The following is a 22,200-nucleotide window of genomic DNA, read 5'->3' as shown; positions in this document are numbered from 1 at the left end:
TTACCTCCCTTGCCAGACGGGCGCGCGTTTCTCGGCGAACGCGGCCGATCCTTCGCGCGCGTCGGCCGAAGTGAAGACGTGTTCGGTCAATTCGGCCTGGCGGCGCCAGACCTCGTCCGCCGGCCACCCCTGCGACTCCACGATGACGCGCTTGCTTGCGGCCACGGCCAGCGGCCCGTTGGCGACAATGCGCCGCGCGAGTTCGCGCGCGCGCTCCAGCGCCTGGCCGGGCGGGCTGATCTGATTGATCAGGCCGTAGCCCAGGGCCCGCGTTGCGGGGAACATATCACCGGTGAGCGCCAGCTCCAGCGCCACGCGATAGGGCAGTTGCCGGGGCAAGCGCACCAGTCCGCCCGCCGTGGCGGCCAGGCCCCGCTTGACCTCGGGGACGCCGAACTGGGCATTTTCGGCGGCCACCACCAGATCGCAGGCCAGCACCAGTTCGAACCCGCCCGCCAGGGCATAGCCTTCAACGGCCGCGATGAGCGGCTTCTTCGGCAGACGCAGGGTCAGGCCGCCGAATCCGCGGCCTTCGATGCTGGGCCGTTCGCCGCGCAGAAAACCCTTCAGGTCCATGCCGGCGCAGAACGACCCGCCAGCGCCGGTCAGGATGCCGATGCGCAGATCGTCGCGGGCGTCCAGTTCGTCCACGGCCGCGGCGATGGCGCGCGCCACGGCAAGCGTCACGGCATTGCGCGCCTGCGGCCGGTTGATGGTGATCGTCAATATGCCTTCGCTGCTTTCCAGCAGCACCTCGTCCTGCTCCGCCGTTGTCGCGGTCATGGCTGTCTCCTGTTCGTATCAACGCGGGGCCATGCGCAGGGCGCCATCCAGACGGATGGTCTCGCCGTTGAGCATGGGATTGGCAATGATGTGTTCGGCCAGCAGCGCGTATTCCGCCGGCGTGCCCAGGCGGGCCGGGTGCGGCACCGACGCGGACAAGGTCTTGCGGGCATCTTCCGACACGCGCGCCAGCATGGGGGTGTCGAAGATGCCGGGCGCGATGGTGCAGACCCGGATGGCTTTGCTGGCCAGGTCGCGCGCGGCCACGATGGTCATCCCCACCACGCCGGCCTTGGACGAGGCATAGCCGATCTGGCCGATCTGGCCTTCATAGGCCGCCACCGACGCGGTCAGGATGCAGACGCCGCGCTCGCCTTCGTCGTCCAGGGGGCTGCGGGCCATGTGCGCCGCCGCTATCCGAAGCGTGTTGAAGGTTCCGATCAGGTTGATGCGGACGATATCCGTGTAGGTCTCCAGCGACCCCGGATTTCCCTCCTTGTCGAGCAGGCGCACCGGCCCGCCCCGGCCCGCGCAGTGCACCAGCACCCGCAGGGGACCGAGCGTGGCCGCGAGTTCGCAGGCCGCCTGCACGTCCGCTTCGCGGGTGACGTCGGCGGGCGCGAACCGCGCTCCGATTTCACGGGCGGCGCTTTCGCCGTTCGAGCCCGGAAGATCCGCGATCACCACCTTTACGCCCCGGGCGGCAAGCCGTTGCGCCGTTGCCAGGCCAAGCCCGGACGCGCCGCCCGTCACCAGCGCGCTACTGCCTTCTGTCTTCATGCCATCGACTCCGTGCCGAAAAGGGAAAATTCATCATACATACCATGCGGTATCTTTTCAACGATAAAGTTAAGTCGATATTTTTCCTAGGGAAAATGCCTAGATCTAAATTCAAAATAGAAGATTGACCTTCAAAGATACCAAATGGTATGTTTGCTTCGAGACGCGATTCCAGCCGGACATGGCCCTGCGGGAAGCCGCCGTCAGCCGTTGCACCACGCAGTCCCCCTTCACGCAGCACGGACGGCCTCGGCCGCCGCAGCGCCGGCGCAGACCGGTGACACAAGACCAGGAGACAGGCATGAAGCGGTTACAACAGTTGTTGCGGATGGCGCCCCCTCTGGCGCTGGCAGCCACGATGGCCATGGGGGGAGCGGCGGAAGCCGCCGCGGCGCCCATCAAGGTGGGCGTCATCTTCCCGCTGTCGGGCGGCGCGGGCCCGCAGGGCCAGCACGTCACGCAGGCCATCCAGGCCATGGCCGCGGTGATCAATGAAGACGGCGGCGTGCTCGGCCGCCCGATCGAGATCGTGTCGCGCGACGACGAATCCACGCCGGCCGTCGGCGTGTCCCGCGCCACCGAACTCGTCAGCGCGGGGGTATCGGTCATCATCGAGGGCTGGAACAGCCCCGTAACGCTGGCGATGCAGCCGGTGATCGCGCGCGCCGGCGTCCTGGACATCACCGCGATCTCCAAGGCGGACCCGATTCTCTCCGGCGAAGGCAATCCGCTGGCCATCCGGCTGAACAGCTCCAACGCCCAGGACGGCGCGGTCATCGCCGACTACATCGCCAAGACGGCGGGCGCCAAGCGGGTCGCCTTTCTGACCGAGAACGATGCCTACGGCAATGGTGCGCAGGAGTCCATCGAAAAGGGCTTGAAGGCGCTCGGGCATTCTTATGAAAAGGTGGCCGAAGAGAAATTCCCCTTCACCCAGGCCGACTTCCGGGTGGCCATGACCAACGTGCGCGCGGCCAGGCCGGACGTCACGGTCGCCATCAACGCCAACGAAGGGCTGGGCATGCCCGCCATCATCCGCCAGGCCCGCCAATCGCGGCTGCCAGGCCAGTTGGTGAGCGCGGTCGGCACCGTGGCGCCCAGCGTCATCGGCGTGGCGGGCGATGCCTCGGACGGCCTGATCGGCGCCGACATCTACTTTCCCGACGTGGAGCCCTTCGCCTCGAACCCCGCCAACAAGCGCTTCGTGGCCAAGACGGAGGAAATGTTCAAGCTCACGCCCGACAAGTTCATGGCGCTGGGCGCGACCTCGCTGCAGGTGTGGGCCCAGGCGGCCAACGAGCTCAAGACGCTCGATCGCGAACCCGTCGCCAAGCGCATACGCGGCGGCAGCTTCAAGGGCACGCTCATGGGCGACATCACCTTCGATCCGAACGGCCAGTTGCAGTCGCACTACTACCTGTTTACGGTCAAAGGCCGCAAGATCGTGGTCAAGCCATGACGTCCACGGCCATGACCGCCGCCTTGCGGGTGGAGGGCCTGGGCGTGTGCTACGGCGCCCTGGTCGCTCTGGAGGACGTCAGTTGGGAAGTCAGCCGGGGCGAACTGCTGGGGATCATCGGCCCCAATGGCGCCGGCAAGAGTTCCTGCTACGACGCGGTGTCGGCGCTGATGCCCCGCAGCGGCAGCGTGTACTTGCACGGACGCGATATCAGCGGCGTGCCGGCGCACGGCCTGGCGCGGCTGGGCATCAAGCGGGCATTTCAGCAGAACGCCTTCTTCGACCAGTTGACGGTGCGCGACAACATGGTGGCGGCGCTGGGCGGCACGGCCAGCCTGGGAACCAGCATCCTGCGTCCGTTGGCGGCCGGCCGCCATGCGCAGGCGCTGCGCGAGCAGGCCGGCGACTGCCTGGCGCGCTTCGGCCTGCCGCCGGAATGCCATGGCCTGCGGCCCGACGAAATCTCGTACGGCATGCAGCGCATGCTGTCGATCGCGCTCGCCTATGGCGCGGGCGCCGAGGTGCTGCTGCTGGACGAACCGGCCGCCGGCCTCGGCGGCGCCGACATGGCCGCCCTGAGCGCGCTGTTGCGTTCGCTCAAGGCCGAAGGCGTGGCCCTGGTGGTCATCGAACACCACATGGATCTCATCATGTCCGTCGCCGACCGCATCTGCGTCCTCAACCTGGGCCGGCCGCTGGCCTGCGGAACGCCGGCGGAAATCCAGCGCGATCCGCGTGTGCTGCAGGCCTATCTGGGAGGCGAGCCATGACCTCCGCATCCCCTGTGCTGAGCGCGCGCCGGCTGGAAGTCGCCTATGCCGGCAACCGTGTGCTCCAGCTCGACCAACTGGACATCCGGGCAGGCGAGATCGTCGGCGTGATCGGCGCCAACGGCGCGGGCAAATCGACCCTCATCAACGCCTTGCTGGGCTGGTCGCGCGGCCGCCCCGCCGTCACCGGCGACGTCACGCTGTCGGGGCGGCCGGTGGGCCGGCTGCCGACACACGAACGCGTGCGTGCCGGCCTGTTGCTGGTGCCCGAGTCGCGCCTGGTGTTTTCGCGGATGACGGTGGAAGAGAATCTCACCCCCGCGGTCGCGCCGGTCGACGAACCCGGACGCCGCTACTACCGCCGCGACGACGTCTATGAACTCTTCCCGCGCCTGCGCGAACGCCGCCATCATCTTGGCGGCCAGTTGTCGGGCGGCGAACGGCAGATGCTGGGTATCGGCCGTTCGCTCATGATGGGGCCGCGCGCCTTGTTACTGGATGAACCCTCCATCGGGCTGGCGCCCATGCTGGTGACGCAGGTGCTGCAAAGCCTGCGCGCCCTGGCCAGCGCCGGCCTGGCCGTCCTGCTGGTCGAACAGAACGTGCGCGCCGCCTTGCAGGTGGTCGACCGCCTGCTGCTGCTCGAGCGCGGCCGGCTGGTGCTGCAAGGGCCCGCCGCCGAGGTCGGGGTGGATCCGCGCATCGCCCAAGCCTATCTGGGAGCACATACCGCATGAGCCTCCTGCAGCAGTTGATCAACGGCCTGGTGCTCGGCCACGCCTACGCCCTCATCGCCATCGGCTGGACCTTGCTGCTGGGCGTGGCCCGGCTGGTCAATTTCGGCCATGGCCAGATGTACATGCTGGGCGCCTTCGTCACGTGGTGGGCCACCACCACCGCCGGCCTGCCCTATCTGCTGGCCTTGCCGCTCGCCATGGCGGCCGGCGCGCTGATCGGGCTCTTCATGCAGCGCATCATGCTGCGCGCCACCTTCGAACAGAATCTGGTGTCGATCATGATCATGACGCTGGGTTTCGGCTATGTGATGCACGGCGTGGCGTCGCTGGCCTTCGGCTCGACCGGCCAGATCCTGGACACTGCCTGGTCCCAGCGCGACATCGAAATCGGCGACCTCTGGCTGACCTGGCAGGACGCGGCCATCGTGGCGGCCGCCATTCTGCTGTTCCTGCTGCTCAAGCGGGCGCTCGACGGCAGCCGCGCCGGCCGGCTGGTGCGCATGGTGGCCGAGGATCCCAAGCTCGCGCAACTGGCGGGCATCAATGTGCGCGGGGTCTATTACGGCGTGTTCGCCTTCGAAGGCGCGGCCGTCGCGCTGGCGGCCGGCCTGGTGGCTCCACGCACGCCCATCCTGACCTCCATGGGGTTCGAGGAGGTGATCATCACCTTCGTGGTGGTGGTGCTGGGAGGGATCGGAAGCGTGACCGGCAGCTATGTCGCCGGCGTGGCGCTCGGCGTGTTCACCGCGCTCTTCAGCGCCCTGATCTCGCCGGCCTATGCCACGGCCGCCGCGTTCGCCGTGCTGATAGCCGTCCTGGTGCTGCGCCCCGGCGGCCTGAGCGCCGGCGCCATGAAAGGAGTCCATTGATGGCCGCGTTTTCCGCCTCCCGCCTCGCGCTGCTGCCGGGCGCCGCCGTGGTGTTCTTCCTGCCCGCCTGGCTGGGCGGCAGCCAGGCTCTCTACAGCGCCGCCGTGCTGATCGCGATCATGGCGGTCATGGCCTACGGCCTGGACGTCATCGTCTCCGATCTGGGCGAGGTCAGCCTGGGCCATACCGTTTTCTTCGCTGCCGGCGCCTACGTCACGGCCCTGCTCGCCACCCGCACCGGGGCGGGCGCCTGGCTGACGCTGGCCGCGTCCATCGCGGTGGCGCTGGGCCTGGCGGCCGTGGTCGGCCTGGTTACCCTGCGCCTGCGCGAATTCGTCTTTTCGCTGGTGACGTACGCCGTCTCGGTGGTGGCCGTGGCCCTGGCCGCGAACTGGGCGTTCCTGGGCGGCTCGGATGGCATCAGGGGCCTGCCGACGCTGGACTTGTCGATCGGCGCCTGGCCGCTGACCGCGGGCAACGACCAGGCGCTCTGGCCCTATGCGTTCACGCTGCTGGCGGTCACGCTCTATCTGGTGGACCGCTTCCGCCATTCGCGTCTTGGACAGGCGGCGCTCATGGTGCACCTGAACCCGCGCCTGGCCACCATGAACGGCATCGATCCGCTCAAGGTGCGCCTGCAGGTATTCCTGTTCTCCGCGCCCATCACCGCCTGCGCCGGCTGGCTCTACGCCTATCAGCGCGCCTACGTGAGCGCCGACATCCTGGAAACCTATTTCCTCATCCTGATGCTGACCGCCGTCGTGCTCGTCGGCCGCCGCCAGTTGCTCGGGCCGCTGCTGGCCACCGCGCTTGTGCTGATCCAGGAGAAGTTTTTTTCTTTTGGCGGCTATGTCGACAAGATTGTGCTCGGCAGCCTGCTGATCCTTGTCCTGGCCTTTTTTCCGCAAGGGCTCATGGGGCTGCTGGCGACGCGTCGCAAACAGCCCCGGGCCATGGCGACCACCCTGGAGAACCCGAAGTGACCGTGATCTGGAATCCGACGCTGGACGATACCGCCACCCGCTGGCAAGCCCTGGCCCATCGACTGGGCGCCGAACGCTTCGCGCCGCTCGCCCCCGAGCTGGACCGCGAACAACGCTATCCCTGGGAAACCATCTCCGCGCTTGTCGAGCACAAGTTCACCGGCCTGTTCCTGCCCACGCAATGGGGCGGGCAGGGCGCCGACCTGGTCACCACCGTGGCGGCCGTGGAGGCGCTGGGCACGCATTGCGCGTCCACCGCCGCCATCATGTGCGCCTATCAACTGGGCGCCTTCCCGCTGCTGTTGGCCGGCACGGACGAGCAGAAATCCTTCTACCTGCGTGAAATGGCCGACGGCCGCGCCACCAGTTTCGCGCTCTCCGAACGGATCGCGGGCTCGGACGCCGCGGCCATCGAAGCCACGGCGGTGCGCGAGGAAGGCGGCTGGCGCCTGCGCGGCGAGAAATACTGGATCGGCAATGGCGGCGCTTCGCGCTACTACGTCGTGTTCGCCAAGACCGATCCCTCGGCCGGCGGACGCGGCATCAGCGCCTTCATGGTCGACAAGGAGCAGGAGGGGGCCGTCATCGACGAACTGTCCGACAAAATGGGGATCCGCGGCACCCAGACCTCGAACCTGAAGCTGGACCTGGTGGTGCCGGACAGCGCCCGGGTCGGCGAACTCAACCGCGCGCTGCGCCTGGCGCTGCAGACGCTGAACGTCGGCCGCATCATGGTCGCCGCCCAGTCCCTGGGCGTGGCGCTCGCCGGCTACCGCGTGGCGGCGGCCCGCGCCGTCGAGCGGCGGACGTTCGGCCAACCCATCGGGGAAAACCAGGCCATCGGTTTTCGCCTGGCCGACATGGCGACCGAAATCTCGGCCGCCCGCATGATGCTCTACCAGGCCGCCCAGGCCTATGACCGGGGCGAAGACGTGTCCAACCTGGGCGCCATGACCAAGCTGTTCGCCTCGGAGGTTTCGCACCGGGTGGTGGACAATACCGTCCAGATCTGGGGCGGGCTGGGCTACTGCAAGCCCACGGTGGCCGAGCGGCTGTACCGCGACCAGCGCATACTCGAGATCTATGAGGGCTCTTCCGAAATCCAGCGGCTGGTGTTGTCGCGAGCGGTGCGCAAGGAGGCGGAAGAGCTGGCTAATTGACCCGAATCCGACACGAGGTAGTAATGGTGAGTGCACAACAGAATCCGGCAGAGATGAGCGGCGGCGAGTCGCGAGAGGAAATTCTGCAGGCGGCCGCCGAACTTTTCATGGAGTTCGGTTACGCCGCCACCTCCATCGACGCTGTCGCCCAGCGCCTGGGCGCGACCAAAGGCCGTATCTATCACCATTATCGGAGCAAGGCAGATCTGTTCTTCGACGTACAGGTGGCGGCGATGACGCGCCTGACCGACCAAATCGAGCCGATCGCGCGCAGCAGCGGCGACGCGGTCGAGCGCCTGTCGGCCATGGCGCTGCGCCATACCCAGATTCTGCTCAAGGAACTGCCGATGCAGAAGGTGGCGGTGCAAGGGCTGGAACGCCACCTGCTCGAAGCGTCCGCGGCCGCCAAGCGGCTGCGTTCCGTGGTGAAGATGCGCGACGACTACGAGCAGATGTTCGTCGAAGTGATCGACGACGGCATCCGCGCCGGCTCCTTCGTGGACCTTCCCGCCAGGCTGTTGAGTAAACCTTTCTTCGGCGCGCTGAACTGGGCCACCGTGTGGTACAGCCAGCGGCGCCTGCAGAGCGAAGCGGCGATCGACGATATCGCGCACACCCTCGCGGCCTATGCGCTGCGGGGTCTACTCAAGGATTCCAACGATGAAGCAGCAAGAGCAACCCCCTTATTCCAATACCATTTGGGATGAGGTCGAAACCTGGTCGCGGGATCGCATCGAGAGTTTCCAGCTCGACGCCCTGCGCCGGCAATTGCGGCGCGTGGCCGACACCAGCGTGCATTACAGGAAGGTGTTTGCGGACGCGGGCTTCGTGCCCGAAGACCTCAAGACGCTGGCAGACCTGAGACGCCTGCCTTTCACCCACAAGCGCGACTATCTCGAAGGCCTGCGCGCCGCGCCGCCCTTCGGCACCCTGGCCGCCGTCCAGCCCGGCGAGGCCGTCCGGGTGCACTTTTCCTCCGGCACCACGGCCCAGCCCGCGCCGATGCTCTGGACCCAGCATGACGTGGACCGCTGGGCCGAACTCTACGCAAGGTATCTCTACGGCCAGGGCCTGCGGCGCGGCGACGTCTTCCAGTGCATGTTCAATTACGCGTGGTTCGTGGGCGGCCTGGGCGCCACCCTGGCCGCGCAGCGGGTCGGCGCCCTCGTGATCCCGGCCTCTTCGGGCGACACGCAGCGCCAGGTCGAGACCATCTTTGAATACGGTACGGACTGCGTCATCGGCACGCCGTCTTTCATGGCCCATATGGCCGAAACGGCCCAATCCATGGGCCGGGACCTGCGCGAATCGCGCGTGCGCATGGTCTGCGTCGGCGGCGAGCCCGGCGCCAGCGTTTCCGGCACCCGCGAACGCATCGAACGCCTCTGGGGCGCGAAAATGTTCGACTGCTACGGCGCGCTGGAATGCCAGCCCATCGGCTGGGACACCGCCGCGCAGCTCGGCCCCACGCTGGCCGAGGATTTCATCTACGTCGAGATCCTGCATCCGGACACGCACGAACCGGTGGCGGACGGCGAGCGCGGCGTGCTGGTGCTCACCCACCTGGACAAACAGGCCTGCCCGCTGGTGCGCTGGTGGACCGGCGACATCGTGGTGCGCGACAGCCGCCCGGGCCCGGACGGCCGCACGCATGCCCGCCTGCCCGGGGGCGTGCTCGGCCGCTCCGACGACATGCTGATCGTGCGCGGCGTGAATCTCTTCCCCTCCGCCATCGAAGATGTGGTGCGCGGCTTTGCCGGGGTCAGCAACGAGTACGTCATCATCATCGACGACAGCGTGAAGGATCCGAAGACGGGATTCCTCACCGGCGTGAAACTGCGCGTCGAGCGCGAATCCGGCGCTGGCGCCGACCTCGGCGAACAGTTGTCGCGGCTGCTGCGCGACCGCCTGAAGGTGCGCTTCCACGTCGAAGTGGTCGAGAACGGCACGCTGCCGCGCACGGTCCACAAGGCCAAGCGGGTGATCCATGTCTGAGTCCGCGACTCCCAGGCCGCTGGCCGGCAGGCGCATCGTCGAACTCTCGCAGTTCATCGCCGGCCCCACCGCCGCGCAGTACCTCGCCGATTTCGGCGCCGACGTGCTGAAGATCGAACCGCCGCGCGGCGACGGCGTGCGCACCCTGCCGGGCAACGGCTTCGGCAGCTTCTACGCGCGCAGCTTCAATACCGGCAAGCGCAGCCAAGTGCTGGACCTGGCGTCGCCCGAAGGGCGCCAGGCCCTGGAGACGCTGCTGGCGGACGCGGACGCCTTCATCTGCAATCTGGCGCCGGGTTCGCTGGCCCGGCTCGACCTGCGGGGCGAGGCGCTGCGCGCGCGGCATCCGCACCTGACCGTCGTGCTCATTTCCGGCTACGGCCAGCATGACGACCGCATCTGCATGGATACCATCGCGCAGTGCGAATCGGGCTTCGCGCTGCTCAACGGCGACGAGGACGGTTCGCCGCGCCTGTCGACCGGCTGGCCCGTGGATATGTTCAGCGGCATGTACGCGGGGCTGGCCTGCGCGATGGCGGTGCTCGAAGGCCGCGGGCGGCTGATCGATCTTTCCATGATGGAGGTGGCCTCGGCGATGCTGCTGGGCCCGGCGGCGCTGGCGCTGAGCGAAGGCGAGACGCTGGACCCGCCCATGGGCAACCGCGACCGCGCCTCGGCGCCGTCCAGCATTTACCGCTGCGCCGACGGCCACGTCTACATCCTGGGCGGGCTGGACAGTTATTGGGCGCGCCTGCGTCCGCTCATCGGCGCCGACGACGCCCCCATCAAGGAACGCATACGGCGCGCGGCGCACTTCGATGCGCAGGTGGAAGCCTGGACCCTGCCGCAAACCCGCGAAGCCGTGCTCAGGCGGATGCGCGACCTGCAGATTCCGGCCGGCAATGTCCGGCCGCCCGGCGAGGCGCTGGCGCTCATCCGCGGACTGCGGCCGGGCGCCGTCTCGCAGGCGCTCGCCAGCGGCGAGCACGTGCCGGCCTTTCCCGCCCTGTTCGACGGGCAGCGCATTCCCCGCAGCCCCACCCCGGCCGTCGGCGGCGCGCTGCGGCACCTCTCTTGAACCCCTACTTTCAGGTGAGCACGATGAATACTTCCCCTTGTGCGGATTCCACCCAGGTCATGCGGCCGGGTGTGCTGATCGGCCGCAGCGCGCTGGTGACCGGCGCAGGCTCCGGTATCGGCCGCGGCATCGCCCTGCGTTTGCTGGCGTTGGGCATGGACGTGTTCGGCATCGGGCGGCGCGAAGCGCCCCTGGCCGAAACGGCGGCGATGGCCGAACGGCTGCCCGGAGACTTCAGCTACGCCAGCGCGAACATCCGCGACACCGCCGCCATCGAAGCGCTGATCGCCGAAGTGGGCGAACGCCAGGGCATCGACCTTCTGGTCAACAACGCCGGCGGCCAGTTTTTCGCTCCCGCCACGGAGATCAGCCGGAAGGGCTGGGACGCGGTGATCGACACCAACCTCAACGCGGTCTTCGTGATCACCAAGGCGGCCTACCCGTATCTCAAGAGGCGCCAGGGGGCGGTCATCAATATTTCGCTGTCCGGCGTGGAGCGCGGCTCCATGGGCATTGCCCATTCGATCGCCGCGCGCGCCGGCGTGCTGGGCCTGACGCGCACCCTGGCCCTGGAATGGGCCGCCGACGACATCGCGCTGAACTGCATCGGCCCGGGCGCGGTGATCACCGAAGGGCTGGCCGGCGAAGCCGCGCAAGCGATGCTGGACCGCCTGATCGCCGCCACGCCGATGGGCCGTGCCACCTCCGTCGATGACGTCGCCGAACTGGTCGCCTTCCTTGCCACTCCCGCAGGCCATCTCATGACGGGCCAACTGCTGCAGATCGACGGCGCCGCCCATCTCGGCAGCGGCCTGCATATGCTGGCCGCGTAAACAGAAGCGGGTCTTCGGGCCGCGGGCATTCACTGCGCGGCGGCGCCGGACGCGGCCTCCTGGCCGAGCCGGTGCCGGCAAAAATCCAGGAACCGCATCAGGGGCGGCTGCCATTCGTGCGCGCGCTGCCAGACGACGATGGTCGGCGGGTTGTGCGCGCCCAGTTCGATGGGCAGGATGACCGCGTCCAGGCCCGCGGTCAGCCGCAGGGCCGCCGCAACCGGCAGCATGACCAGATAATCCGTGGAGCGAACGAACTCGTCGGTCAGCAGCAGGTCGCTTACGTGGATGCCGCGGGGCGGCAGGTCCAGTTCGGCCCGCAGGAACAGGTCGGCCAGTTTGGCGTGCATCATGGTGCCCGGCCTGGGTTTGCACCACGGCTGGCCGTGCAGATCGTGCAGCGTGACGCTTTGCCGCGACGCCAGCGGCGACAGGCGGGCGTTGGCGACCACCACCAGCGGCTGCGGCGGCGCCAGGCGCAGGCGTCCCAGTTCGGGCGACACCAGCGTGTGGTCGTCGTAGCACACCAGCGCGTCCAGCCCGTCCTGCTGGAGCAGTTCCGCCATGGCCCGGAATCCGCCGGTCTGCACATCGAGCCCGATGCCGGGCTGCGCCTGGTTGAACGCATGGATGAGCGGGGCGAGGCCCAGTTTCCCCATGTCCGTCGCGACCCCGACCCGCAAGCTGCCCTGGAATCCGGAACGCACGTCGACGATGATCCCGGCCATCGAGCGCGCCCGCGCGACCAGCGCCTCCATGACCGGCAGCACTTGAGCCCCCATCGCCGTGGGCCGCCTGGAATTGCCGGATCGTTCGAACAGCTTGAAGCCCAGCCGCTCCTCCAGCTCCGCCAGCGTCTTCGAGACCGCGGATTCGCTGATGTTCGCGTGCCGGGCGACTTCCTTGGCGGTGGGCGCGTCCCGCACCGCCAGGGCGATCTGCAAATGGCGCAGCTTGATCCGGGCAGCCAGCAGGTCGATGGGCTTACGGTTAACCATTTGCTCAATTTGTTTGTAGAAAAATTCACTATACGGCAAGTCCGGCTGGCACGATCATGCCCGCATCGGCAGCAGGGCGGCCAGCCTGGCGGCCGCGCGATATGTCGCCGATTCATTCATTCACTGCCAACCGGAGAATCGCCTTGATAGTCCGACATCGTCTCCACGCATTTTTCCTTGCCCTCGCGACGGCCTGCTGGATGCCGCTCGACGCCGCGGCCCAGGCTGCCGGCGGCGACGCCAAAGTGCTGCGGCTGGTGGTCGGCTACGCGGCCGGCGGGGCGGCCGACGCCGTGGCCCGGGCCTACGCCGAGCAATTGCAGACGGCCGGCTTCGCCAACGTCATCGTCGAGAACCGGCCGGGCGCCTCGGGGCGTCTGGGTTTCGACGCGGTGAAAAGAGCCAAGGCGGACGGTCTGACGCTTTATCTGGGTTCATCGCCGATGTTCGTGATCTTCCCGCTGACCTACCGCAAGCTCGGATACGATCCGGACCGCGATCTGCGCCCCGTGGCCCTGGTGGCCGATGTGCCGACGGCGGCGGTGGCGGGGGCGAATCAGCCCTACGGCGACATGCCCGACTACGTCCAATGGGCCAGGCAGGCGCGGGGCAAGGCGAATCTCGGGCTGGCGACGCTGGGCAGCCCCGGGCAGCTCGGCACGATCGAAATGAGCAAGCAGAACGGGCTTCAGGTCGAGCCGGTGGTCTACCGGGGCGCCGCGCCCATGCTGGTCGACGTGGTCAGCGGCGAAGTCTCCATGGGCTGGGACGCGGTGGCCAGCATGATGCCGCTCTATACGGGCGGAAAGCTGAAATTCCTGGGCGTGGCCGGCAGCCGCCGCCTGCCCATGCTGCCCGACGTGCCGACGCTGCTGGAACAGGGCTATCCCCAGTACCAGCACGCCTCTAGCTGGTATGGCATCTACGCGCCGGCTGGCACGCCGGACGCGGCCGTCGGCGCGCTGGAACAGGCGTTCCTGGCCGCGGGCAGGAATCCGGCGCTGATCGCCAAGCTGCAGGCCAGCGGCTTCCTGGTGGACCCGAAGCCCGCCGCCGAGGCCAAGCGCCGCATGGAAACGGAGCGGGCGCACTGGGCTCCCATCGTCAAGGCCGCCGGCATCGTCTTCGACGAATGACGCCGGGATCGAAGCCATGAGCGATTCCCTTTGTGAGTTGACCGCCGTCGAAGCGGCGCGCCTGATCCGCGGCAAGTCCCTTTCTCCCGTCGAACTCGTCCGCGCGGCCCTCGATCGGGCGGAACGCCTGCAGCCGGTGCTGAACTGCTTCATCACGCTTTGCCCGGAGCGGGCCCTGGACGAGGCGCGGGCGGCCGAAGCGGCGCTCATGCGGGGCGATGCGCCGGGCGTGCTGCACGGATTGCCGTTCACGGTGAAGGACCTGGTCAATACCGCGGGAGTCCGGACGACCTTCGGCGCCGTGCCGTTCCGCGACAACGTGCCCACCGAGGACGCCCTGGCCGTGGCGCGGCTGCGCGAACACGGCGCGATATTGATCGGGAAAACCACGACGCCCGAGTTCGGGGCCAAGTCGATGACGGATTCCCCGCTCTTCGGCCACACCCGCAACCCCTGGGACCTGGGCCGCACCTGCGGCGGATCGAGCGGCGGCGCGGCGGCGGCGACCGCGGCCGGGATCACCGCCCTGGCCGTGGCCACGGACGGCGGGGGCTCGACCCGGATTCCGGCGGCCTGTAACGGCGTGGTGGGTTTCAAGCAGAGCATGGGGGCCATTCCCCACAGCCAGGCGCTCGACGCCATCGGCAACCAGACCTACGTCACGCCCACGACGCGGACGGTCGCCGATACCAGATTGATGATGGCCGCCATGAGCGGCCCCCATCCCAGCGATCCCTGGTCGCTGGGCATTCCGAAGACCGACTACCTGCGGGCGGATCATCCCGGAGACCTGCGGGGCAAGCGCGTGCGCTATTGCGCCGCGCCGCCCGGCCGGCCCGTGGATGCCGACGTGCGGCGCGCGTTCGACGCCGCGCTCGAGCGCCTGGCCGGCCTGGGCGCGGAGGTGGAGGCCTTCGACGGGGCCGGCTTCGATGTGGAGCCGATCTGGCGCGTGATCAATCACACGGTCTGGCGCGCGCGCTATTTGCCGTTGATCGAGCAGGCGCCCGACGCCTACAGCGCGTCCCTGCGCCGGCAGATCGAGTCGGCGGCGCAGTTCAGCGCGGTGCAGTACCAGGAGGCCATGTTTGCGCGCACGGCGATCTACCGCAAGGTCCAGGCGCTGTTCGAGGGGGCCGATCTGCTGGCGATGCCCACGATCTCGCGGACCGCCGTGCCGCTGGGCACCGATATTTTCGATTCCATCGTCATCGACGGCCGCGCGTTCGACGATATCCGGGCCCACTGGTATCCCTGGACGATGCTCTTCAACTTGACGGGCAATCCCGCGATCAGCGTTCCTTGCGGGCGGGGGCGGGACGGCCTGCCCATCGGGCTGCAACTGGTCGGCCGCTGCCACGCCGACAGCGACCTGCTGTCCGCCGCCGAATCGTTCGAGCGGGCTGGCCCCGCGCCCGAACGGCCCGTCGTGCCGGACCGGCTGCCGGGATAAGCGCGCCGCGCGCGGCGGATTCAGGCGCCGCGCCGCGTCCCCGATTGCCGGCCCGCGTATCCGGGATCAGGGGCCCCCGCGCCGGTACAGCGCCAGGGTGCCGGCCAGCCCGATCAGCAGGCCGCCGCAGACGCGGTTCAGCCAGCGCAGGCCGGCGCCCCGGAAGGCGCGCACCATCTGCGCGCCCAGCGAGGCATAGGCAAGCATCACGGCGACGTTCATGAACGCCATGACGCCGGCCAGGATGGCGTATTGCGCGAACAGGGGCGCGGCCGGGTCGATGAACTGCGGCAGGAAGGCGGACATGAACAGCAGCGCCTTCGGGTTGGTAAGCGCCACGGCGAAGCTGCGCAGCCCCAGGGCCAGCCCGCCGGGACGCGCGGCGTCCGGCCGGGCGGACGGCATGACCAGCGCCGCGTCCGAGCGCAGCATCTTCCAGCCCAGCCAGGCCAGATAGGCCGCGCCGGCCCACTTGATCGCCTGGAAGGCGATCTCGGACGCCGCCAGCACCACCCCCAGCCCGGAGGCCACCGCGCCGATCAGGATCAGGTCGGCCAGCACCGCGCCGCCCATGCCCCAGCACGCCGCCCGCACGCCATGGCGCGAGCCGTTGCTCATGGCGAGCAGGACGGTGGGGCCGGGCGTGACGATCGTGACGGCCGAGGCGAGGACGAAAAGCAGCAGGGTGGCGAGGGTCATGGGCGGGCTCCGGAACTGGACCCAGTTTGCCGCCCCGGCCGCGGTTCGTCCAGGTCCGGCTACCATAGCGGTCTTATCCACAGAATCCGCATCATGCCCACGCGTTCCGACTCCCCCCATCTGGCTCCCCCGCTTTCCTCCGTCCTGCTTTCCAGCGCGGGGGTGGTGGAGGGCGTGCTGGACGGCCGTTCCCTGACGGACGCGCTCGCCGACGTGGAATCGTCCTTGCGGCCCGCCTCCCAGGCCGTGTCGTTCCATGCGATGCGCTACCTGGGCTGGGCCGACGCCGTGGGCCGCGAACTGGTGCAGCGCTACCCCAGCGTGCTGTTCGAATCGCTGCTGCTGGTGTCCCTGACCCTGCTGAAGGAAGAGGGCGAGGCCGCCGCGGCCTTGCCCGGCATGCCGGTCTACGCGCCCCACACGGTGGTGGACCAGGCGGTGACGGCGGCGTCCCGCAACCGCGGCCTGGCCGCGTTCAAAGGCATGCTCAACGCCTGCCTGCGCCGCTTCCTGCGCGAGCGCGCGGCGCTGGAGGCGGCGGTCGCCGACAGCCCGGAAGCCCAGTGGAACCATCCCGGCTGGTGGGTCAGGCAACTGGCGGTGGCCTATCCGCAGCAATGGCGCGAGATCCTCGCCAGCGCCAACGTGCCGGCGCCGCTGACCCTGCGCGTCAATCGCCGGCGCGCCAGCCGCGAGCAGGTGCTGGCGGCATTCCAGGCGGCGGGGCTGGACGCCGAACCCACGGGCCAGTCCGGCCTGGCGCTGTCCACGCCCCGGCCGGTGACGCAGTTGCCGGGATTCGCCGAGGGCTGGTGGTCGGTGCAGGATGCCGGCGCGCAACTGGCGGCCGAACTGCTGGCCCCGGCCGCCGGCATGCGGGTGCTGGACGCCTGCGCGGCGCCGGGCGGCAAGACGGCGCATCTGCTGGAACTGGCCGACATCGACCTGCTGGCCCTGGACGCCGACGCCGGCCGCCTGGCCCGGGTGGAGCAGAACCTGGAGCGCCTCGGCCTGGCCGGCGGCCATGTCCGGCTGCAGGCGGCCGACGCCGCCGACCTGGACAGTTGGTGGGACGGCAAGCCCTTCGACGCGGTGCTGGCCGACGTGCCCTGCACGGCCTCGGGCATCGTGCGCCGCCACCCCGACATCCGCTGGCTGCGGCGCGAGAACGACGTGCGGCGCACGGCCACGCTGCAGGCCCGGATCCTGGATGCGCTGTGGCGCACCGTGGCGCCCGGCGGCCGGCTGCTCTATGTAACGTGCTCGGTATTTCCCATCGAGGGCACGCGCCAGGCGCTGGAGTTCCTGCAGCGCCATCCCGAGGCGGTCCGGCTGGACGCGCCGGGCCAATTGCTGCCAGTTGCGGTCGACGCAACACCCGGGGCGCAGCACGACGGGTTTTTCTACGCCTTGTTTGCCAAGCAGTCCTGAATCGCCAAGAATAGGGGCATGACGTAGTCTCGGTGTCGTATGTCCATTATTTCGCGCTTATTTCTTGGGTTGTTGCTCGTATCTGCCTTGCTTTCGTTCGCACCGGGCGGAGAGGCCCATGGAGCCGAGCCCAAGATCAGCCAAGTGCGCCCGGCGGTGCGCGACGGCAAGCTGGAGATAGACGCCGACATCGAATTCGTGCTGAACGATCAGCTACGGGACGCCGCCCAGCGCGGCGTCCCCTTGTATTTCACCGCCGATCTCACCATCACGCGCGAGCGCTGGTGGTGGTTCGACAAGTCCCTGGTGGACACTTCCCGGACCTGGCGCATCGTCTACAACGCGCTGACCCGGCAGTGGCGCGCCGGCGTGGGCGAACTGTCCTTCCCGGTCGCGTCGCTCGATGACGCCATGGGCGTCGTCCGCCACGTCCGCAACTGGCCGGTGGCGGACGCCGCCGAGTTCGACGCGGACGTGCTCTATGGCGGCCAGTTGCGCCTGCGCCTGGATACCTCGCTGCTGCCGCGGCCCTTCCAGGTCAACGCCCTGAACAGCAGTTCGTGGGTGCAGGCGACGCCCTGGACCGACTTCTCGTTCGTGCTGAGCGACAAGGAGAAAGACCCCTCATGAGGCTTTTGCTTCGGCTGGCCCTGATGATCGGCGCTGTGAGCGGCCTGGCGCTGCTGGGCCTGCTGGCCTGGTCCACCGGCAACGCCTCGCGCTTCGCCCGCTATTACGACACGCTGCTGGTCCTGAACGGCATTTTCGCGCTGGCGCTTTTCGTCTGGGTGGTGGCGCTGACCGTGCGGCTGGCCCGGCAGATCCGCCGCCGCCAGTTCGGGGCGCGGCTGACCGCCCGCTTTTCGCTGGCGTTCGCCCTGATCGGCGTCGTGCCCGGCGCCCTGATCTACACCGTGTCGGTGCAGTTCATGTCGCGCTCGATCGAATCCTGGTTCAACGTGCGGGTTGATTCCGCGCTGGAGGCGGGCCTGAACCTGGGGCGGGCGGCGCTGGATTCGCTGCTGGCCGACCTGGACGCGCGCGCCCGCTCCATGGCGGTCGAACTGAACCGCAACAGCGATAGCGGCGTGGCGCTGACCCTGACGCGGCTGCGCGAGGCCAACGGCGTGCAGGAAGCCATGGTGTTCACCGGCAGCGGGCGCATGGTGGCGTTTTCCACCAGCCAGTACGGCCAACTGCTGCCGGCGATGCCGCCGTCCACCGTCATGAACCAGCTACGGCTGGCGCGCGGCTACTCCGCCGCCGAGGCCGACGACCCCATGACGCCCGGCGTCGAAGGGGGGCTGCACCTGCGGGTGGTGATCCCGCTGGCCGGCCCGGACCGCTACGACAACCTGCTGGGCGCCGCTTCCGAGCCCCGCTGGCTGCAACTGCTGCAACCCGTGCCCGAGCAGATCGCGCACAACGCCAACCTGGTGCAGCAGGGGTTCCGCGACTACCAGGAACTGGCGCTGTCGCGGCTGGGGCTGCGCAAGCTGTACGGCATCACCCTGACCCTGGCGCTGCTGCTGGCCGCGTTCGGCGCGATCGCGGTGGCGCTGTCGCTGTCCAAGCGCCTGGTGCGTCCGCTGCTCAGCCTGGCGGGCGGCACGCAGGCGGTGGGCGTGGGCGACTACCGGCCCTTGCCCGAGCCGCCGGAGCGCGACGAAGTGGGCCAGCTCACGCGGTCGTTCAACGCCATGACGCGCCAACTGGACGAGGCGCGGCGCATGGTGGAAAGCAACCGCCAGCAGCTCGAACGCTCCAACGTCTATCTGGAAAGCGTGCTGTCCAACCTGTCTTCCGGGGTGCTGGTGTTCGACGAGTCGTTCCGCGTCACCACGGTCAACCAGGGCGCCCAGACCATCCTGGGCGCCGACCTGCGCTCGGTGATCGGCCGCCCGCTGGAGACGGCGGACGGCATGCTGGAGTTCGCCAACATCGTCCGGCAGGCCTTTTCCGCCCACGCGGCGGTGGGTTCGGAACGCCAGCACTGGCAGCAGCAATTCGAGATCAGTCCGGCCCAGGGCAGCGCGCCCGTCGCGCCGCAGCCGCTGACCCTGCTGGCGCGCGGCACCCATTTGAAGGTGGACGGGCGCGGCAACGGCTATCTGGTGGTGTTCGACGACATCACCGAAGTGATCTCGGCCAACCGGACGGTGGCCTGGGGCGAGGTGGCCCGGCGGCTCGCGCACGAAATCAAGAACCCCCTGACCCCGATCCAGCTATCGGCCGAGCGCCTGGCCATGAAACTGGAGGGCAAACTGCCCGCGGCCGAAGCCCAGATCGTCGAACGGTCCACCAACACCATCGTCAACCAGGTGGCCTCGCTCAAGCAGATGGTGGACGATTTCCGCGAATACGCCCGCACGCCGCCGGCCGTGATGCAGCGGATCGATTTCAATGCGCTGGTGGCCGACGTGCTGTCGCTGTACGGCTGGGAGCCCGAAGGCGGTTCGCCGCGGCACGGCGGGAAGGCCCTGAATCTGGATGTGACCCTGGGGCCGGACATGCCGGACATCGAAGGCGATCCCACCCAGTTGCGCCAGGTGATCCACAACCTGCTGTCCAACGCCCGCGATGCGATCGCCGAGCAGGGCGGGCAGGGGCGGGTCAGCGTCACGACGCAGCTCATGCGCAGCGAACAGCCCGACCGCGCGGACCACAAGGCGCTCCGGTTCACCGTGGCCGATACCGGGCCCGGCTTCCCGCCCCAGGTCATGCAGCGCGCGTTCGAGCCCTACGTCACCACCAAGTCCCACGGGACTGGGTTAGGATTGGCAATCGTCCGCAAGATCGTGGAAGAACACGGCGGGCGTATCGACCTTGCAAACCGCAAGGAGGGGGGCGCGCGGATCTCCATCTTGTTGACCCGGCTTGCTTCCGAGGCCGATACTATGGACGCGACCGCGCAAGAAAAGGATAATGCGGCTACGCAATAGGTGGATGCTTTATGGCCAGAATTCTGGTGGTTGACGACGAAGTCGGTATACGCGAGCTTTTGTCGGAGATCCTTTACGACGAAGGACACACGGTCGAGCTGGCTGAAAACGCGGCGCAAGCGCGCGCCGCACGCTTGCGCATGCGTCCTGACCTGGTGTTGCTGGACATCTGGATGCCCGACACCGACGGCGTGAGCCTGCTCAAGGAATGGGGCTCGCAAGGGCTGCTCGACATGCCCGTGATCATGATGAGCGGCCACGCCACCATCGATACGGCGGTCGAAGCCACGCGCATCGGCGCCATGGATTTCCTCGAAAAACCCATTACGCTGCAGCGCCTGCTGAAGACCGTGGCCGCCGGCCTGGCCCGCGGCCGCGCGCCGCACCCGACGCCCGCCGCGGCGCATCCGGCCGCCGCCAGCCCCGCCGTGGCGCTGGAAGACGAACTGGATCCCCCGGTGCTGGCCGCCGCGCCCGCCAACGAAATCCCGGTCGCGTCCAACGGCCAGTTGGGCAGCATCTCGCTGGACCAGCCCCTGCGCGAAGCGCGCGACGAGTTCGAACGCATCTATTTCGAATACCACCTGGTCCGCGAAAGCCACAGCATGACCCGGGTATCCGAGCGCACCGGCCTGGAGCGCACCCACCTGTACCGCAAGCTCAAGCAATTGGGCATCGAGTCCGCGCGCAAGCGGAGCACATGAAGATCCTGATCATGGGCGCTGGTCGCGTAGGCACCAGCGTGGCAGAGAACCTGGTGTCGGAAGAGAACGACATCACCGTCATCGATTCGGATCCCGTCCAGCTTCAGTACCTGCAAGAGCACTTCGACCTGCGCGTCGTCCATGGCGACGGCTCGCAGGTATCGGTGCTGGAAGCCGCCGGCGCCGCCGACACCGATCTCCTGATCGCCTGCGCCGCTTCCGACACCGCCAATATGGTGGCCTGCAAGATCGCGCGCCAACTGTTCAATGTTCCCCGCCGCATCGCCCGCATCCGCTCGGCCGAGTTCGCCGAGCACGCGGAACTCATGAGCGAAGAGGGCTTCTGCATCGACGCCCTGATCAGCCCGGAGCGCAGCGTCACCACTTATCTGCACAGCCTGATCGAGTTTCCCGAGGCCCTGCAGGTGGTGGAGTTCGCCGAGGGACGCGTCAGCGTCGTGACCGTGCGGGTGGGGCATGGCAGCCCCATGGCGCATTCCCCCGTGGACAAGCTGCGCGACGTCTGGCCGGACGTGAAGGCCCGCGTGATCGACGTGCTGCGCGGGGGGCGGCCGCTGCGCGCCGGCAGCGGCACCGTCATCGCCCCGGGCGACGAAGTGGTCCTGGTGGTGGATTCGCGCGACGCGCGCCGGGCGGTCCGCAAACTGCGCGAGGCCGAGCGCGACGTGCGCCGGGTGATGATCGCCGGCGGCGGCAACATCGGCCTGCGCCTGGCGCGCCAGCTCGCCGAGGAAAAATACAGCGTCCGCATCATCGAGCGCGACCTGAAGCGCTGCGAATACCTGGCCACGCAGCTACCCGACCGCGTGCTGGTGCTGCATGGCAGCGGCACCGACGAAGCCCTGCTGGAACGCGAGAACATCGAAGACATGGACACCTGGCTGGCGCTCACCAGCGACGACGAGGACAACATCATGTCCTCGCTGCTGGCCAAGCGCCTGGGCGCCCGCAAGGTGATCGCCCTGATCAACCGCCAGGCCTACGGCGAACTGATGCAGGGCAGCCATATCGACATCGCCGTGTCGCCGTCCCAGGCCACCATGAGCGAACTGCTGCGCCACGTGCGCCGCGGCGACGTGGTCGCCGTGCACCGGCTGCGCCAGGGCGTGGCGGAAGCGCTGGAGGCCATCGCCCACGGCGACCGCTCCACTTCCAAGGTGGTCGGCCGCTCGGTGGGGCAGATCAGCCTGCCCAAGGGCGCCAGCATCGGCGCGCTGGTGCGCGAAGACGAAATCATCCTGCCGGACGCCGATACCGTGATCGAATCCGACGACCACGTCATCGTGTTCGTGCCGTCGCGCCGGCAGATGCCGCGCGTGGAAAAATTGTTCCAAGTCTCGGCGTCCTTCTTCTGATGCGCGCCGGCCCC

21 protein-coding genes are annotated in these 22,200 nt (G+C 68.6%); 17 read left to right on the top strand and 4 right to left on the bottom strand.

Translation table 11 applies throughout. From position 1 onward, the window contains the following. Together AVE30378_RS07875 and AVE30378_RS07870 are read right to left on the bottom strand one after the other, a co-directional pair. A complete protein-coding gene (locus tag AVE30378_RS07875) occupies window positions 1–783 on the bottom strand; it encodes a crotonase/enoyl-CoA hydratase family protein (RefSeq protein ID WP_129240232.1) in 783 nt (260 codons plus the stop codon). Window positions 784–801: 18 nt separating this feature from the next. Further along, complete coding sequence (locus AVE30378_RS07870; RefSeq protein ID WP_129240230.1) at window positions 802–1,563, bottom strand: SDR family NAD(P)-dependent oxidoreductase; 762 nt, start codon at window positions 1,561–1,563, stop codon at window positions 802–804. Window positions 1,564–1,891: 328 nt separating this feature from the next. Here AVE30378_RS07870 and AVE30378_RS07865 point away from each other — a divergent pair, with 328 nt between their 5' ends. Genes AVE30378_RS07865 through AVE30378_RS07820 form a run of 10 tightly spaced genes read left to right on the top strand, consistent with a single transcriptional unit; the run spans window position 1,892 to window position 11,447 of the window. After that, the gene (locus tag AVE30378_RS07865; RefSeq protein ID WP_422393651.1) at window positions 1,892–3,022 is read left to right on the top strand and encodes an ABC transporter substrate-binding protein; all 1,131 of its coding nucleotides are present in this window, start codon (window positions 1,892–1,894) and stop codon (window positions 3,020–3,022) included. Then, window positions 3,019–3,792 carry an ABC transporter ATP-binding protein gene (locus AVE30378_RS07860; protein WP_129240226.1) on the top strand — a complete coding sequence of 258 codons (774 nt, stop codon included), beginning with the start codon at window positions 3,019–3,021 and terminating at the stop codon, window positions 3,790–3,792. Before AVE30378_RS07865 ends, AVE30378_RS07860 begins: the two co-directional genes overlap by 4 nt. Beyond that, complete coding sequence (locus tag AVE30378_RS07855) at window positions 3,789–4,529, top strand: ABC transporter ATP-binding protein (protein ID WP_129240224.1); 741 nt, start codon at window positions 3,789–3,791, stop codon at window positions 4,527–4,529. Before AVE30378_RS07860 ends, AVE30378_RS07855 begins: the two co-directional genes overlap by 4 nt. After that, window positions 4,526–5,398: a branched-chain amino acid ABC transporter permease gene (locus tag AVE30378_RS07850; RefSeq protein WP_129240223.1), complete on the top strand. Its 873-nt coding sequence runs from the start codon at window positions 4,526–4,528 to the stop codon at window positions 5,396–5,398. Before AVE30378_RS07855 ends, AVE30378_RS07850 begins: the two co-directional genes overlap by 4 nt. Continuing rightward, entirely contained in the window at window positions 5,398–6,381 is a 984-nt protein-coding gene (locus AVE30378_RS07845; protein WP_129240222.1) for a branched-chain amino acid ABC transporter permease, read from the top strand. Before AVE30378_RS07850 ends, AVE30378_RS07845 begins: the two co-directional genes overlap by 1 nt. After that, window positions 6,378–7,541 carry an acyl-CoA dehydrogenase family protein gene (locus AVE30378_RS07840; RefSeq protein WP_129240220.1) on the top strand — a complete coding sequence of 388 codons (1,164 nt, stop codon included), beginning with the start codon at window positions 6,378–6,380 and terminating at the stop codon, window positions 7,539–7,541. The genes AVE30378_RS07845 and AVE30378_RS07840 overlap by 4 nt, the downstream gene beginning before the upstream one ends. A 23-nt stretch (window positions 7,542–7,564) precedes the next feature. Further along, entirely contained in the window at window positions 7,565–8,248 is a 684-nt protein-coding gene (locus AVE30378_RS07835; protein WP_129240218.1) for a TetR/AcrR family transcriptional regulator, read from the top strand. After that, on the top strand, window positions 8,202–9,536 hold the full coding sequence (locus tag AVE30378_RS07830) for a phenylacetate--CoA ligase family protein (protein ID WP_129240217.1): 1,335 nt from the start codon (window positions 8,202–8,204) through the stop codon (window positions 9,534–9,536). The genes AVE30378_RS07835 and AVE30378_RS07830 overlap by 47 nt, the downstream gene beginning before the upstream one ends. Next, window positions 9,529–10,614: a CoA transferase gene (locus AVE30378_RS07825; RefSeq protein ID WP_129240216.1), complete on the top strand. Its 1,086-nt coding sequence runs from the start codon at window positions 9,529–9,531 to the stop codon at window positions 10,612–10,614. The genes AVE30378_RS07830 and AVE30378_RS07825 overlap by 8 nt, the downstream gene beginning before the upstream one ends. Window positions 10,615–10,637: 23 nt before the next feature. Next, window positions 10,638–11,447 carry an SDR family NAD(P)-dependent oxidoreductase gene (locus AVE30378_RS07820; protein ID WP_129240215.1) on the top strand — a complete coding sequence of 270 codons (810 nt, stop codon included), beginning with the start codon at window positions 10,638–10,640 and terminating at the stop codon, window positions 11,445–11,447. A 29-nt stretch (window positions 11,448–11,476) separates the two neighbouring features. Here the strand turns inward: AVE30378_RS07820 and AVE30378_RS07815 are convergent, their stop codons facing one another. After that, a complete protein-coding gene (locus AVE30378_RS07815) occupies window positions 11,477–12,445 on the bottom strand; it encodes a LysR family transcriptional regulator (protein ID WP_129240214.1) in 969 nt (322 codons plus the stop codon). A gap of 200 nt (window positions 12,446–12,645) precedes the next feature. Between AVE30378_RS07815 and AVE30378_RS07810 the strand changes: the two genes are divergently transcribed. Both AVE30378_RS07810 and AVE30378_RS07805 read left to right on the top strand, forming a co-directional pair. Continuing rightward, entirely contained in the window at window positions 12,646–13,581 is a 936-nt protein-coding gene (locus AVE30378_RS07810; RefSeq protein WP_165360123.1) for a Bug family tripartite tricarboxylate transporter substrate binding protein, read from the top strand. A 16-nt stretch (window positions 13,582–13,597) separates the two neighbouring features. Continuing rightward, window positions 13,598–15,034, top strand: a complete 1,437-nt coding sequence (locus tag AVE30378_RS07805) for an amidase (protein WP_129240212.1) — start codon at window positions 13,598–13,600, stop codon at window positions 15,032–15,034. Between the two features lie 66 nt (window positions 15,035–15,100). Here the strand turns inward: AVE30378_RS07805 and AVE30378_RS07800 are convergent, their stop codons facing one another. Next, the gene (locus tag AVE30378_RS07800) at window positions 15,101–15,733 is read right to left on the bottom strand and encodes a LysE family translocator (RefSeq protein WP_129240211.1); all 633 of its coding nucleotides are present in this window, start codon (window positions 15,731–15,733) and stop codon (window positions 15,101–15,103) included. Window positions 15,734–15,826: 93 nt separating this feature from the next. Here AVE30378_RS07800 and rsmB point away from each other — a divergent pair, with 93 nt between their 5' ends. Genes rsmB through trkA form a run of 5 tightly spaced genes read left to right on the top strand, consistent with a single transcriptional unit; the run spans window position 15,827 to window position 22,186 of the window. Continuing rightward, the gene (gene rsmB / locus AVE30378_RS07795) at window positions 15,827–17,164 is read left to right on the top strand and encodes a 16S rRNA (cytosine(967)-C(5))-methyltransferase RsmB (RefSeq protein ID WP_129240210.1); all 1,338 of its coding nucleotides are present in this window, start codon (window positions 15,827–15,829) and stop codon (window positions 17,162–17,164) included. 39 nt (window positions 17,165–17,203) lie between these two features. After that, window positions 17,204–17,794 carry a DUF4390 domain-containing protein gene (locus AVE30378_RS07790; RefSeq protein WP_129240209.1) on the top strand — a complete coding sequence of 197 codons (591 nt, stop codon included), beginning with the start codon at window positions 17,204–17,206 and terminating at the stop codon, window positions 17,792–17,794. Further along, window positions 17,791–20,106 carry a sensor histidine kinase gene (locus tag AVE30378_RS07785; RefSeq protein ID WP_129240208.1) on the top strand — a complete coding sequence of 772 codons (2,316 nt, stop codon included), beginning with the start codon at window positions 17,791–17,793 and terminating at the stop codon, window positions 20,104–20,106. Before AVE30378_RS07790 ends, AVE30378_RS07785 begins: the two co-directional genes overlap by 4 nt. Window positions 20,107–20,117: 11 nt before the next feature. After that, window positions 20,118–20,810: a response regulator gene (locus tag AVE30378_RS07780; RefSeq protein ID WP_129240207.1), complete on the top strand. Its 693-nt coding sequence runs from the start codon at window positions 20,118–20,120 to the stop codon at window positions 20,808–20,810. Beyond that, window positions 20,807–22,186 (top strand): Trk system potassium transporter TrkA, encoded by a 1,380-nt coding sequence (gene trkA, locus AVE30378_RS07775; RefSeq protein WP_129240206.1) that lies wholly within the window; start codon window positions 20,807–20,809, stop codon window positions 22,184–22,186. The genes AVE30378_RS07780 and trkA overlap by 4 nt, the downstream gene beginning before the upstream one ends. The last annotated feature ends 14 nt before the right edge of the window (window positions 22,187–22,200 follow it).

The organism is Achromobacter veterisilvae, from assembly GCF_900496975.1.
GTDB classification, from domain to species: Bacteria; Pseudomonadota; Gammaproteobacteria; order Burkholderiales; family Burkholderiaceae_B; genus Achromobacter; species Achromobacter veterisilvae.
Note: the sequence above shows the minus strand (reverse complement) of the source record. Positions and strands in the feature narration are given on the sequence as shown.

Coding starts and splice junctions, on each gene's coding strand:
- AVE30378_RS07780 (WP_129240207.1), top strand. CDS start 20,118: ATGGCCAGAATTCTGGTGGTTGACGACGAAGTCGGTATACGCGAGCTT.
- AVE30378_RS07790 (WP_129240209.1), top strand. CDS start 17,204: ATGTCCATTATTTCGCGCTTATTTCTTGGGTTGTTGCTCGTATCTGCC.
- AVE30378_RS07805 (WP_129240212.1), top strand. CDS start 13,598: ATGAGCGATTCCCTTTGTGAGTTGACCGCCGTCGAAGCGGCGCGCCTG.
- AVE30378_RS07835 (WP_129240218.1), top strand. CDS start 7,565: ATGGTGAGTGCACAACAGAATCCGGCAGAGATGAGCGGCGGCGAGTCG.
- AVE30378_RS07830 (WP_129240217.1), top strand. CDS start 8,202: ATGAAGCAGCAAGAGCAACCCCCTTATTCCAATACCATTTGGGATGAG.
- AVE30378_RS07850 (WP_129240223.1), top strand. CDS start 4,526: ATGAGCCTCCTGCAGCAGTTGATCAACGGCCTGGTGCTCGGCCACGCC.
- AVE30378_RS07820 (WP_129240215.1), top strand. CDS start 10,638: ATGAATACTTCCCCTTGTGCGGATTCCACCCAGGTCATGCGGCCGGGT.
- AVE30378_RS07875 (WP_129240232.1), bottom strand. CDS start 783: ATGACCGCGACAACGGCGGAGCAGGACGAGGTGCTGCTGGAAAGCAGC.
- trkA (WP_129240206.1), top strand. CDS start 20,807: ATGAAGATCCTGATCATGGGCGCTGGTCGCGTAGGCACCAGCGTGGCA.
- AVE30378_RS07825 (WP_129240216.1), top strand. CDS start 9,529: ATGTCTGAGTCCGCGACTCCCAGGCCGCTGGCCGGCAGGCGCATCGTC.
- AVE30378_RS07870 (WP_129240230.1), bottom strand. CDS start 1,563: ATGAAGACAGAAGGCAGTAGCGCGCTGGTGACGGGCGGCGCGTCCGGG.
- AVE30378_RS07815 (WP_129240214.1), bottom strand. CDS start 12,445: ATGGTTAACCGTAAGCCCATCGACCTGCTGGCTGCCCGGATCAAGCTG.
- AVE30378_RS07865 (WP_422393651.1), top strand. CDS start 1,892: ATGGCGCCCCCTCTGGCGCTGGCAGCCACGATGGCCATGGGGGGAGCG.
- AVE30378_RS07800 (WP_129240211.1), bottom strand. CDS start 15,733: ATGACCCTCGCCACCCTGCTGCTTTTCGTCCTCGCCTCGGCCGTCACG.
- AVE30378_RS07785 (WP_129240208.1), top strand. CDS start 17,791: ATGAGGCTTTTGCTTCGGCTGGCCCTGATGATCGGCGCTGTGAGCGGC.
- AVE30378_RS07855 (WP_129240224.1), top strand. CDS start 3,789: ATGACCTCCGCATCCCCTGTGCTGAGCGCGCGCCGGCTGGAAGTCGCC.
- rsmB (WP_129240210.1), top strand. CDS start 15,827: ATGCCCACGCGTTCCGACTCCCCCCATCTGGCTCCCCCGCTTTCCTCC.
- AVE30378_RS07860 (WP_129240226.1), top strand. CDS start 3,019: ATGACGTCCACGGCCATGACCGCCGCCTTGCGGGTGGAGGGCCTGGGC.
- AVE30378_RS07845 (WP_129240222.1), top strand. CDS start 5,398: ATGGCCGCGTTTTCCGCCTCCCGCCTCGCGCTGCTGCCGGGCGCCGCC.
- AVE30378_RS07810 (WP_165360123.1), top strand. CDS start 12,646: ATGCCGCTCGACGCCGCGGCCCAGGCTGCCGGCGGCGACGCCAAAGTG.